Here is a 12,180-nt window from a genome sequence, read left to right on the forward strand (position 1 = left end):
CTGCTTGTGAGGGCACCGGACACCCCGTCGACGCAGCCCCGGTGTCTGGCATCGGCGGTCAATGCCTCGGCAATCGCCACGGCCCGCACAGCAAAATCCGGAAGAACGGCCCGGGTGGCACGAAATGGCTGTGCAAGCTGTGTCGAGTCAGGTGGTAACTGAGATGACGCAAACTGCGATCGCCCGTCCGCCAGGGCTGTCGGTCGCGGAACTGGCGCAACATCTCCGCCAGAGACCCCTTCTCGGGAACGCCCGGACCGGCCATCGTCGCTACCGAGAACGGGTGAGCAGCAAGATGTCGTGCAGCCCAGCCCCGTCCCATGGGTGCCCGCGGCCGATGCGTTCGTACCCCCACGACCGGTAGGCGGCTTGCGCAGCGTCGGCGTCCGGCCTGGTATTGAGGATGACGCGCTCCTCGGGCCCGTCCACGACTAAGTCGTGCAAGTGCCGGACGACACCCCTCCCGCGCCAGGGGGGCCGGACCGCAAGCTCGATCAGGCCGAACGTCCGGCGCCCGTTCTCGCGGCGTACGTCGTCCGACACCGGCGGCTCAACGACATCCCACCATCCGGTCGACGACGACAGCGGATACCCATAGCCGATGCCCACCGGCTCGTCGCCGTCGTACGCAACGGCCGCGCGAAAACCCTCACGCTTGATCTGCCGAGCGAACCGACGCATATTCGCAGCCACTTCGTCGGCGGTCTTGCCGTACGGCGGTTGCGCGAACACCTGGCTGTACACAAGCCGGACGGCATCCTCGGCCTGCCCCGCATCCGCGCCGTCAAGCCTCACGAGCTCCACGACCCGCAAGTCGGCCGGCGTCGTTCCGTGCACCTCGCCGACCGCTACGCCGACGCCGCAGAGAGCACTACGTCCGCCAAACGATCCGCGGCGTCCGGACGGCCGTACGACCGTGCGCGCTCGGCCATCCCGCGGCGCGCCTGCTCGTCCGCGAGCAGCGGCGCCAAAGCATCGCGCAGGGCCTCGGCCGACACATCGCCGAGCAGCGCCACCGCCGCGCCTCCGTCCGCCAAGTGCCGTGCGTTGTGGGCCTGTTCGTTCCCCGCCGACGACGCGAGCGGTACGAACACCGCGGTCTTGCCCAGCGCGGTCAGCTCCGCGATCGTCCCGGCCCCGCTGCGCGACACGACCACATCCGCCAGGGCCAGCACATCCGGCAGCTCCGGGCCCACGAACCCGGTCAGGAAGTACCGGCCCGCGAGGTCACCGGGCAGGCGCCCGGCGTGCTCGCTCAACGCGGCGACATTGGCCGGGCCGCACTGGTGGATCACGTTCGCCTGAGAAAGGAGCCAGGGCAGCGCGTCACGTACCAGGCCGTTGATCTGCTGCGCCCCTTGAGCGCCGCCGGTCACGTAGACGGTCGGCAGCCGCAGGTCGAAGCCGCGCAGTTCCAGCGCCTGGACGGCCTTGTCCGCGTGACCTGCCAGCACCTCCGGGCGCACCGGGTTCCCGGTGACGACGGTCGCACGGCGGGCCGAGTCCGGCAGCATGCTCAACGTCGACTCCGACGACACCGCGAACCGCGTGGCCGCACGTGCCAGCATGCGATTCGCCAGTCCAAGTCGAACGGTCTGCTCGTGCACCACGAGCGGCCGCCGGCACATCCTGGCCGCCAGGCCGACCGGCACGGCAACGTAGCCGCCGGTGGCGAGCACGACGTCGGGGCGGAACCGGGCCACGATGGAACGCGCCTGCGCGACACCGAGGGGCACCCGCCCCATGTCCTTGACGTTCGCCGGAGACACCATCTTGAGGGGGTTGCTGGACCTGCGAACCTTGCCCGTGGCCACCGCGCGGAAGGCGATCCCCTCGTCCGCGGCGACGCGCGATTCCAGGCTGTCCGCCTTCCCCACCCACAGCACGTCGAGGGCGCGCCCGCTCTCCGCGAACCGGGCGCGCAGCGTGCGTACGGCGGTCAGAGCGGGGTACGTGTGGCCGCCCGTCCCCCCGCCCGTCACGAGGAGCCGGAACGCTCCCTGGGTCGAAGGAACTTGACGATCAACATCGATTTGCACGAAGCGGCTCCCAGCCGGGCGGCACCAGCAGTGTCGCCCCATCATGCCGGAGCAGCGAGCCGACGATCGCCACCCCAACGCCCATCCGGGGGACCCACTGACGACGCCCGATCCGGCCCGTCGCTCCACCGAACAGCGTCATTCGGCGCTCAACGTCTAATCTGTGGCCCGCGGCCGGCGCTTGATCCACTCGCGTCCACACACTTCGCCAAGATCATGCGATGGTCGCCGCGGTTCCCTCCCGACCCACGCACCCCGCCACGAGGACGACGTGACAACGACCACCAAAGCCGTATCAGCTCTGCTCGAACACCGGGGGTGGCGCAACGCGTCCGGGGTTGCCGAGGTACTCGGGATCCTCGACCGGTTCCACATGATGACGGGCGGCCACATACGCCTGACGGAGAACCCCAGCGCCGGGCTGATGATGGTCACCGTCACCGCGTTCACCGCAGACGTCGGAACAGGGAACTTGTGGGTCGCCGACGAGATCTCGGGACGTGAAGCCGAATTCTGCGACGCCGTCGACGGGTGGAGAACTGAAACGACCCTCGCCCCGGGCGCCGTCGACCTCCTCGACGAGACGCTGCGCTCGCGGAACTTCACCACGTTCACCGTCTATCCCACGTGACGACTGCTTCAGGGAGAACCCTGACCGAACGCGAGGCGGCAGCGATCCACCTGGTCGGCAACCAGCTCCATGAACCAGCGCATGATCTCGTAGGGGATGACGTGCTCGTCATGGCTGCGGATGTGGACCGTCGGCTCAAGACCGGGATCCTCGTCGGGAATGAGAGCGACCAGGAAGGCGGGGCCGGGCAGATGGGTCTCCGCTTCGGGGAACGCAGCCCAGGCAGCCGGCGCCGACGCAGTCTCGCTCAGCTCCACAGCCCACGATTCGTCGGGCAAGGCGTAGTGGACCTGGACGGCGTAGTGACGACCTGCGTGTTCTCGTAGCTCTGCCGACATGACGGCAGCCTGCCACGGCTCGCGGTCGCCGACCCGGAATATCGGCTGGGGGCGAGTGGGCGGGGCCGGGCTCCAGTGCTCACGGGAAAACCCTCAGGCGATCCGCACAGTACGCCCTGGATGGCTCGGGGGCGGGTGCGTGAGTCAGAGTGCCGTGGGTTCGGGCGCTGCCTCGGGTGCCGGGGCCTCGACGTACCACTCAGGGGCTTTCACGCACTTCTTGCACGGGAGGAGTTCGTGGGTCGTTTGGGCCACCTCCTCGGGGCAGGCGGCCCAGTCCTTGTGCTCCTCAGGGTGCATGAGCAATGCGGGGCACCGGCCGTCTGCGTGGTAGCGGCGGCGGTGGATGCCTTCGCGGTACATCACGATGCGCACGAGCGTCCTCTCGTTGTCAGGCGTCCCGCAAATGTAGTGGCCCGTCGACAACAGCGGCTGTTCGTCGATCCAACTGGCATGGATTGTGCTCTGTTCGAGGGCGGGGGCGCGATGAGCGGTGTTGTCTGCCGGCGATGACTCATACTGCGGGCATGGGACGCCATGTCGCCTTTGCCGTGCCGCGTCGATACCCCGCGGTGGTGACCGATCGCCACGGGCGCGTTGAGACGGTCTTGATCCATGACGGCTGGAACTTCAGGCTGCCCCTCCGGGGCAACGTGTTTGAGAGCGCCTTCATCACCGGCCTGGTGCTGAACGGGCCGCTGGCGGATTCCGCGGAGCCGCCGGAACTGTTGGACGTTCGGCTCACGGGCGACCCGGGCGACCCGGGGGTGCCTGCGCGACTGCTTTGCGGATACACGCTGGAGTGGATCATGTCGCTCATGGTGCGGGTGGGTGGCGCCGAGCCGGGACCTGTTCCCTTGCGGGTGCTGATGGTTGTGCCGCCGGGGACCTCGGATGCGGGCGGTGGCGAGGCGGCGTTGACGGCCTCGGTGGATTTGCCGGAGCGGGGCGGCGTGTACGCGGGGGAGCAGGGGCCGAGGCTTGAGGAGGCTCTCCTGAGTCTCGCGTCTCGACTTCCGCCCGCGGTGCGCATTGTTGGTTGTCTCACGTGTGTGTTTGCGCACTACAACCCTTATGGCGGGGATGGTCTTGGGTGTTTCCGGGGGGTGGAAGGCGACGGGAGGGGCGGGCTTGGCAAGAGGGAGTTGTACGCGATCTGGGCTCGGCGTACTGAGGACGTTCAAGAAACCTACTGGTGCGGGGAGTTCGAGCCGCGAAGGTCGGCGACGGCCTGAGGTCCGGCGTTTGCCAGACCTAAATGGAATACCTGGTGGGAGTTGTTCCGGATGTGGCTCTGCGCTGTTAGTTTCGCGCGCCATGACCAGAATTCCGCTGCATCGCCGTGACTTCGTGAAGATCACGGCCGCCGCCTCGGGGGCCGCTGCCGTGGGGGTGGCCTCGGCGCCCGCCGCGCATGCCGGTGTGGACTCCGCCAGGCCCGACAATGGGACGGCCTTCCTGCACGGCGTCGCGTCGGGCGACCCGCTGCCGGACGGTGTCGTCATATGGACGCGCGTGACGCCGGGCCCGGGGTGCCACCCGGGTTCGCGGCGCGGACCTTCCAGTCTCGTGTTCTGGGAGGTGGCCACCGAGCCGGGCTTCCGGCATCCCGTCCGGGCGGGGATCGCCGTCACCGGGCCGGACCGCGACCACACCGTGCAGGTGGACGTACGGGGCCTCCGTCCCGCGACCACCTACCACTACCGCTTCCGCACACCGCACGACCGCTCGCCGGTCGGCCGCACCCGCACCGCCCCGGCCGATCGTCAGGAAGTCGCCGGCCTGCGCTTCGGGATCGCCTCGTGCGTCAGCTACGGCAACGGCTACTTCGCCGGATACCGCCACCTCGCGCAACGCGGCGACCTCGACGCGATCATCCATCTCGGCGACTACATCTACGAGTTCGCGTCCGGCGCCGGGCATCCGGGCAGTACGGACGTACGCCCGATGGAACCGCTCGGCGAGTGCCGCACCCTGGCCGACTACCGGGCGCGGCACGGGCAGTACCGCACCGACCCCGACCTCCAGGCGATGCACGCGGCGGCGCCGATCATCGCGACGTGGGACGACCACGAACTCGCCGGAGACGCATGGTCCGGCGGCGCCCGCGACCACGATCCGGCGACGGAAGGCACGTGGGCCGCGCGGTCGAACGCGGCGAAGCAGGCGTACTTCGAGTGGCTGCCGGTCCGCCAGGACGTCCGCGGATCGACGCAACGCCGCCTGGCCTTCGGCAAGTTGCTCGACCTGACGATGCTCGACTTGCGCAGCTTCCGTTCACAACAGGTCGATCCGACGGACGACGCGGGGCTCGGCGACCCGGACCGTACGCTGACCGGCCGTTCGCAGATGCGCTGGCTCAAGAGCGGCCTCGCGCGCCGCAATGCCACCTGGAACCTCATCGGCAGTTCGGTGATGGCCGCGCCGTGGCGGCTGCCGACGGGCCAGGGGACCCCACCCGTCACCATCAACGCGGACCAGTGGGACGGCTATCGCGCCGACCAGACCGAACTGTTCACCCACCTGCGCGACCACGACAGGCGCAACACGGTCTTCCTGACCGGCGACTTGCACTCGTCGTGGGCGGGCGAGGTCCCGGCGCCCGGCGGAGGGGCGCCGGTGGCCGGGCAGTTCGTGGTCAGCTCGGTGACCTCGACGCCGTTCGGCAGCCTGTTCCCGGGGGGCGCGGGAGCGCAGATCATCGCGGCGATCCTGGGCATGAACCCGCACTTGCAGTGGGGCGAGGCGCAGTCCAACGGCGTCGGCGTACTCGATGTGACGAAGGCCCGCGTGCAGATGGACTGGTACAAGGTCGACGACCGCACGAAGCCGGACAGCGCGGTCGCGCACCTGAAGTCCTTTGCGTACGACGGCGCGACGAAGCGGCTCGTGACCGCCGCGTCGCCGGTGTGAGTGTGACGCGATAGCGCGGGGCGTCCCCTCCGGGGCGGGCTGTTGCCGCAGGGTATGCGGCGCACCCCGGCCCGGAGGAGGGCACCGCCGCCGGGTGCGGACGAGCGTGAAGTCCGTTATCCGCCAGCGCAGACCGTCGTACGGCGAAAGGCTGGGGGTTCGAAACGGAGGACGCCCCATGTCTATTCAGTCCGCGCCACCCACGCAGCCCGCACGAGACGCCTGGTCCGTCATGCAGGACTTCTACGCCGCCGAGGCCGAGTACGTGGCGGCAGGCGGCTTCGGCAAGGCCGATTACGCCTCGGTAGCCGCGTACCTCGACCCCGACGTCGTCCTGCACCAGGCACCGGGCCTGCCGTTCACCGGCACCGGGACCTGGCGTGGCCACGACGGCATGGAACGGTTCCTCGCGGTGTTCAGCGAGACCTGGGAGTCGATGGAATTCCTCGACCAGGCCCACTGGGGCGATGCGGACACCGTCGTCGTGCGCAATCAGGTGCGGTTCCGCGCGCGTGCGACGGGTGAGGCCGTCGAGGCATCCATCCTGCAACTCATCACGGTCCGGGACGGCCGCATGCTCGAATGCCGTCCCTACTACTGGGATCCGACGGCGATCTCCCGCGCCTGCGAAGGCACTTCACCCACACGCTCGCCCTGACCCGACGAAATCTCCACAACACCCGCACCGGATCTCCGGCAGTGTCCCGACGGCCGGCGTGCCGCATCGGCTTCCATGGCAGTGGATTTCGAGGGAACGCCCCTGCCACCGAAGGGATCCCGATGCGTGTCACCATGATCCTCCCGGCGCTGACCGAAGCCACCGGGCCCGCCCGACGCCCCGTCAAGTACGCGCTGTTCCCGCCCCTCGGACTGGCCACCCTCGCCGGATACCTCGATCGCGACACCGACGAGATCGACCTGTACGACGAGCACGTCGAACCGCTCGACCTCGCCGCGATGCGGGCCGCCCGCCCCGACCTCGTGGTCATCCAGCCCTACATCACCTCGGCCCGCCGCTCGTACCGACTCGCCGACATGTTCCGCGCGCACGGCTCGTATGTCGTCCTCGGCGGCCTCCACGTCACCTCCCTGCCCGACGAGGCCGCCGTCCATGCGGACAGCATCTTCCTCGGCCCCGGGGAGGACACCTGGCCGCTGTTCCTCAAGGAGTTCCGCGACGGCCACCCCCGCCCCCGCTACACGTCCACACTCCGCACCCTGCACGGACTCCCGCCCATACGGCGGGACCTGATCAAGCGTCACCGCTACCTCGTGCCGAACTCCCTTGTGGTGTCCCGTGGTTGCCCGCATCACTGCGACTTCTGCTACAAGGATGCGTTCTTCGAGGGCGGCAAGAGCTTCTACGTCCAGGCCGTGGACGCCGCGCTCGCCGAAATCGAGCGCCTGCCCGGCCGGCACCTCTACTTCCTCGACGACCACCTCCTCGGCAACCGCCGTTTCGCCGAAGCCCTGTTCGCGGGCATGCGCGGCATGGGCCGTGTTTGGCAGGCCGCCGGAACCGTGAAGTCCGTCCTCGAACCCGGCCTTCTGGAACAGGCCCGCGACGCCGGACTGCGCAGTCTGTTCGTCGGGTTCGAGTCGGTCAACGGCCCCAACCTCTCCGACACCCGCAAGACCCAGAACGTCGGCCGCGACTACACCGCCGTCGTCCGCCGCCTCCACGACTGCGGCGTGATGGCCAACGGCAGCTTCGTCTTCGGCCTGGACCACGACGGACCGGACGTCTTCTCCCGCACCGTCGAATGGGCCGTCCGCGCCGGGGTCGAGACCGCCACCTTCCACATCCTCACGCCCTACCCCGGCACCGGCCAGTTCCGCCGCATGGAGGCCGCCGGCCGCATTCTCCACCGCGACTGGGACCTCTACGACACCCGGCACGTCGTCTACGACCCCATCGGCCTGACGCCCGCCCAACTGGAAAACGGCTACCGGCGCGCGTACCGCGACTTCTACACCTGGCGCAACATCGCCCGCTCCGCCGCGTCCCACCCACACCCGCGCGAACGCCTCCGCCACCTCGCCTACGCGGGCGGATGGAAGAAGTTCGAGCCCGCCTGGGACGCGCTCATCCGCCACGGCCGAGTCCTCGACGCGCTCCCGCTGCTGGAACGCACGTTGACCGCCTTCGGCCGCCACCGTCCCGGCTGAACCGGCGCGCGGAAGGGTAGAGCACTCTGTCGGCCCCTTCGCCAGGTTCGGGCAACGTCGATGACCGCACACTTGCGCGCCTCGGCGCCTCGGCCCGGAGCACGGATACTGCCGCGTCTCCGACGACGGCCCGAGCGCGGCGGTGGCGCGAGTCCCCAGGGGTGGGCGAAGTCAGGCGCCGCGCGTGCGCCACTTGTTGTCGAGGTTGGCCGGGCCCAGGGCGCGCAGCAGGCTGGCGACCAGCTCCTTGCTGAACGCGCTGATCACCGTCGCGCTGGTGTTCGCGTTGAGCCACCGGGTGAGGTCGTTCTTGGAGTTCGTGTCGAGGAGCGCGGGGAGGACCAGGCCCACGGGGAACGCGGCGGGGCCGACGTGCCGCGCCTGGAGGTCGTCGACGAGGCACGCATACAGGCCGATCTTGGCGAGGTTCGGCAGACTCGCGCGGTTCCACTCGGCGCGGTACCTCCTTGCGAGGGCCGTGCCTGCCGGGTAGTTCGTGGTGATGACCGCTTCGACTTCGGCGGCACTGTACGCGAACACCCGTTCGTAGTGGTACACCTGGAACGTCGAGTAGGTCGCCAGATAGAGGTTCGGTCCGGTGCCGCCGGGATTGTGCGGGGTGCTGGTGAACTGGAGCGCGGCGGCTCCGTCGGCGGCGTTGTTCCCCATGGCGTTGCCGACCGCGATGCCGTTGTTCGTGTAGATCGGCACGTACGTGTTCACCCAGTTGGTGAGGGTGCGGAGGGCCTGCGGCGGAAGGGCCGCCGGGAGCCCGGCGAGGGCGCCCGGAGCGGTGAGGGCGGCGAGTCCGCCGCCGCCGTAGAGGACGGTCAGCATCTCGTCCACGAAGTGCTTGAGAGTCATGAACTCCGCCGTCGCCAGCGACGCGGCGTAGGTGCCGACCGGCGTGGTCCTGGGCAGCGCGAGTGCGACCCCGACCGCGGCGTTGAGCACGTTCTGCACCTCGTACAGCAGCGCGTCGAGGACGTCGACGGGCGCGGCCGCCGGGGCCCGGTCGACCACGATGGTGTTGGTGGTGCCGTCGTAATGCGCTTTGGGCTCGGGCAGGTTTGCGTTGTTGAGCTGTACGCCGGGCATACCCGCGGGCCAGGCGGCCACGAGATTCAGTTGTGCGGCGTAGGCGTTCGCGAGCGCGGCGCCGGGTGTTCCGGCGGCTTGGCCTTGTAAGGCGGCGACGCAGTTGGCGTAGGTCACAACGGGCATGGCCATGGCGGTGTCCCCCTCCGCAGGCGTTGACGCGGCCTGTACCCCCGGCCGCACGAACCAGCCTAAATACCAGGATGGTTGCCTGTTCGTGACTTGGCGGAATCCGCGCCCCCCACCGCCACGCTCCGCCGTCAGGCGTGGCCCAGGCCGTGGTGGAGCTGGCTGCTCAGTTCGGCGGCCACTTGGCGGGTCCAGGCGGACATGCCTGTGCGGTCCTGGGCATGGTCGCCGCGGAGGGCGGCGAGTTGGGCGTCGTCGAGGCGTTCCGGGCCGGTCGTCTCGATCATGCGGCCGAGTTCGGCGAGTACGGCGACAAGCCGTTCGGCGTCGGCGTGCCCCACGGCCGCCGCGTGGGAGTGGTGGCTGGCGGTCACGGATCCGGGCATGGTGCTCTCTCCCTCCGGTGTCCTCCTGTCCACGTTACGCCGCGCCCCCGGGCCCCTCGACCGCAGCGGCGGGCGGGCGGCTCAGGTGGCCGCGGCCTCGCGGCGGTACGCACCGGGCGTGGTTCCGAAGGCGGGACGGAACGCCTCGATGAAGGCACTCGGCGTGGCGTACCCGCACGCCGCCGCGGCGCCGGTCACGGACGCGCCACCCGCCAGCAGCTTGAGCGAGTGATGCAGCCGCAGTTGGCCGCGCCACTGCGGGAAGCTCATGCCGGTCTCCGCCCGGAACAGGCGGCTGAGGGTACGCTCCGCAGCCCCGACCGCCGCGCCCAGCTCGGCCAACGTCCGCTCGTCGCCGGGGTCGGCGGCAAGCAGGGCGGCGACGTCCCGCAGCCGTTCGTCGCGCGGCGTCGGCAGGCCGAGGGGCAACGCCTCGACGCGCTGCAACTGGTCCAGCGCCACGCGCTCCAGGTTCCGGCGCTGAGACGGCGTCAACTCCCGTTCCCGGTCCGGCACATGCTCGGCCCCGGTGAGAACGGCGACGACCTCGCGCAGCAGCGGTGAGACGGACAGCACCGTGGGCCGGTCCAGGCGCAGCGGGTTGACGTCGGTCGGGAAGCAGAGCGTGCGCAACTCGCTGGGTCCGTGCGCCTCGTGCGCGTGCGCGACACCGACCGGGATCCACACCGCCCGGTGCGGCGGCACGACCCACGAACCGGTCTCGGTCGACACCTGGAGCACCCCGAGGCCCGGCGCGATGAGCTGGTTCACCGCGTGGTCGTGCCACTCCACCCGCTCCCGGTGCGCCATGGGCGCGCGGGTCGGGCCGTCGAGGGGCTTCCGGGTGATCGACATGGTCCGGCCAGGGTAACGAGCCCGCCCCCGGAGAACGATTGGCGGGTTATCGGTACAAGGCGTCCGAGTATCGACAGCCGGTGCGGCACGGCTACCGGAAGGCTGGACGCACCGGCCGCGATCGCCGGGCGGACGGGCGTACGGACGCACCCACACAAGCCCCGCAAGCCACGTCAGCACATCAGTCACATCAGCCACATCAGCCCAGCAACAACTGTCGCACCGAAAGAACGACTCACGCATGAGCGCAAACGCAGCCGACGCCGCCGCAACCGAAGTCGTCGGCCTCACCGACGACCCGCCACCCCACAGGACCACAGCCGCCCACGAGGACAGTCCCGGCGCGAACATCAAGGCACGTGCCGACCCCGCGGCCGAAGACGAAACCGCCACGGAAACCGCCACCGAAAGCGCCACCGAAAGCGCCATCGAAACCGACGCCCCCGACCGGACCGTCTGGCGCCGCATGCGCCTCTGGGGCATCGCGCACGCCGTGGACGACCTCTACCAGGGCCTCGTGCCCGCGAGCGTGCCGTACTTCGTCCTCGAACGCGACTACAGCTACGTCGCCGCGTCCGGCCTCACCCTCGCCGCGACGCTGGGCAGCTCGCTTCCGCAGCCCTTCCTCGGCGTCGTCGTCGACCGCTACCGCGCGGGCTGGATGGCCGCGGCGGGCGTCGGGCTCGCGGGCCTGGGGCTCGGCTTCTCCGGTCTGGCGCAGCCGTATTGGGCGGTGTGGGCGCTGATCCTCCTGTCCGGTCTCGGAGTTGCCATGTTCCACCCGGCCGCCGGCAAGGCGGCCCGCGAGCAGGCGGGGGAAAGCACCGCCGCCATGAGCGTGTTCGCGGCCGGGGGCAGTGTCGGCTTCTTCCTCGCGCCCGTGCTCGCGACACCCGCCCTCGTTGCGTGGGGCGTCGGCTCGACGGCCCTGTTCATCCCGCCCGCGGTGCTCATCGCGTACGTCCTGCACCGCAACCGGCACCGCCAACGCGCCCTCGCCGCCGCCGCCTCGAAGTCGCGCACCGGTGAGGACCGCTGGCGGCCGTTCCTGGTCCTGACCGCGATCGAAGTAGTGCGCTCCGTGACGTTCTTCGGGGTGAGCACCTTCATCGCCCTCTACTGGATCCGCTACTTGGACGCCTCGGACGTCCTCGGCGGCGTCGCGCTGGCGTTCTTCCTCGGCGGCGGCGTGCTGGGCACGCTGGCCGGCGGCCGGATCGCGGACCGCATCGGTCTGGTGCGCACCGTGCAACTCGGCGGCGTGCTGGTCATCCCGATGCTGGTCGGCCTGCGCGCGACGCCCGGACCGTACGCCCCGCTCCTTTTCGCGCTGCTCACCGGCATCGCGCTGAACATCCCGTTCGCCGTGCTGGTCAAGCTCGGCCAGGACTACCTGCCGACGCGTCCCGGCACCGCGGCCGGGGTCACGCTTGGGCTCGCGGTGAGCGTCGGCGGCCTGATCTCCCCGGTGTTCGGCTTCGCCGCCGACGCGAGCGGGCCGCAGATGGTCTTCCTGATCCTGTGCTTCGTGCCGATCGTCACGCTCGTGTTGGGCAAGTTCCTGACCGAGCCCGCCGGTTCGCCGCCGCAGCGCGTCGACTAGACACGCGACGCGGGGGGGG

At 70.1% G+C, this 12,180-nt stretch carries 13 protein-coding genes; 6 read left to right on the forward strand and 7 right to left on the reverse strand.

What is annotated here, in order from left to right; genetic code table 11:
- Positions 1–270: 270 nt before the first annotated feature.
- Positions 271–837, reverse strand: coding sequence for an N-acetyltransferase family protein (locus tag ACRX5S_RS10395; RefSeq protein WP_436772540.1), 567 nt, complete (start codon positions 835–837; stop codon positions 271–273).
- Positions 838–848: 11 nt separating this feature from the next.
- Positions 849–1,982: a UDP-N-acetylglucosamine--N-acetylmuramyl-(pentapeptide) pyrophosphoryl-undecaprenol N-acetylglucosamine transferase gene (locus ACRX5S_RS10400; protein WP_436772541.1), complete on the reverse strand. Its 1,134-nt coding sequence runs from the start codon at positions 1,980–1,982 to the stop codon at positions 849–851.
- A 328-nt stretch (positions 1,983–2,310) separates the two neighbouring features.
- On the opposite strand from ACRX5S_RS10400, the gene ACRX5S_RS10405 reads away from it, so the two are divergent.
- Positions 2,311–2,670, forward strand: coding sequence for a hypothetical protein (locus ACRX5S_RS10405; RefSeq protein ID WP_436772542.1), 360 nt, complete (start codon positions 2,311–2,313; stop codon positions 2,668–2,670).
- A gap of 8 nt (positions 2,671–2,678) precedes the next feature.
- Here the strand turns inward: ACRX5S_RS10405 and ACRX5S_RS10410 are convergent, their stop codons facing one another.
- Both ACRX5S_RS10410 and ACRX5S_RS10415 read right to left on the reverse strand, forming a co-directional pair.
- On the reverse strand, positions 2,679–3,008 hold the full coding sequence (locus ACRX5S_RS10410) for a hypothetical protein (RefSeq protein ID WP_436772543.1): 330 nt from the start codon (positions 3,006–3,008) through the stop codon (positions 2,679–2,681).
- A 144-nt stretch (positions 3,009–3,152) separates the two neighbouring features.
- Complete coding sequence (locus ACRX5S_RS10415; protein ID WP_436772544.1) at positions 3,153–3,383, reverse strand: hypothetical protein; 231 nt, start codon at positions 3,381–3,383, stop codon at positions 3,153–3,155.
- A 152-nt stretch (positions 3,384–3,535) separates the two neighbouring features.
- Between ACRX5S_RS10415 and ACRX5S_RS10420 the strand changes: the two genes are divergently transcribed.
- The 4 genes from ACRX5S_RS10420 to ACRX5S_RS10435 all read left to right on the forward strand — a co-directional run bounded on the left by ACRX5S_RS10420 (position 3,536) and on the right by ACRX5S_RS10435 (position 8,090).
- The gene (locus ACRX5S_RS10420; protein WP_436772545.1) at positions 3,536–4,243 is read left to right on the forward strand and encodes a DUF6304 family protein; all 708 of its coding nucleotides are present in this window, start codon (positions 3,536–3,538) and stop codon (positions 4,241–4,243) included.
- A gap of 82 nt (positions 4,244–4,325) precedes the next feature.
- Positions 4,326–5,921, forward strand: coding sequence for an alkaline phosphatase D family protein (locus tag ACRX5S_RS10425; protein ID WP_436772546.1), 1,596 nt, complete (start codon positions 4,326–4,328; stop codon positions 5,919–5,921).
- A gap of 178 nt (positions 5,922–6,099) precedes the next feature.
- Positions 6,100–6,579: a nuclear transport factor 2 family protein gene (locus ACRX5S_RS10430; protein ID WP_436772547.1), complete on the forward strand. Its 480-nt coding sequence runs from the start codon at positions 6,100–6,102 to the stop codon at positions 6,577–6,579.
- A 122-nt stretch (positions 6,580–6,701) separates the two neighbouring features.
- Entirely contained in the window at positions 6,702–8,090 is a 1,389-nt protein-coding gene (locus ACRX5S_RS10435) for a B12-binding domain-containing radical SAM protein (protein WP_436772548.1), read from the forward strand.
- A gap of 171 nt (positions 8,091–8,261) precedes the next feature.
- Here the strand turns inward: ACRX5S_RS10435 and ACRX5S_RS10440 are convergent, their stop codons facing one another.
- The 3 genes from ACRX5S_RS10440 to ACRX5S_RS10450 form a co-directional block, all read right to left on the reverse strand.
- The gene (locus ACRX5S_RS10440; protein ID WP_436772549.1) at positions 8,262–9,320 is read right to left on the reverse strand and encodes a hypothetical protein; all 1,059 of its coding nucleotides are present in this window, start codon (positions 9,318–9,320) and stop codon (positions 8,262–8,264) included.
- A gap of 128 nt (positions 9,321–9,448) precedes the next feature.
- Positions 9,449–9,703, reverse strand: coding sequence for a hypothetical protein (locus ACRX5S_RS10445; RefSeq protein ID WP_436772550.1), 255 nt, complete (start codon positions 9,701–9,703; stop codon positions 9,449–9,451).
- An 81-nt stretch (positions 9,704–9,784) separates the two neighbouring features.
- On the reverse strand, positions 9,785–10,558 hold the full coding sequence (locus ACRX5S_RS10450; RefSeq protein WP_436772551.1) for an AraC family transcriptional regulator: 774 nt from the start codon (positions 10,556–10,558) through the stop codon (positions 9,785–9,787).
- 466 nt (positions 10,559–11,024) lie between these two features.
- On the opposite strand from ACRX5S_RS10450, the gene ACRX5S_RS10455 reads away from it, so the two are divergent.
- Complete coding sequence (locus tag ACRX5S_RS10455) at positions 11,025–12,161, forward strand: MFS transporter (RefSeq protein WP_436772754.1); 1,137 nt, start codon at positions 11,025–11,027, stop codon at positions 12,159–12,161.
- Positions 12,162–12,180 lie beyond the last annotated feature (19 nt).

The organism is Yinghuangia sp. YIM S09857 (assembly GCF_051388915.1).
In the GTDB taxonomy this organism is placed as follows: Bacteria; Actinomycetota; Actinomycetes; order Streptomycetales; family Streptomycetaceae; genus Yinghuangia.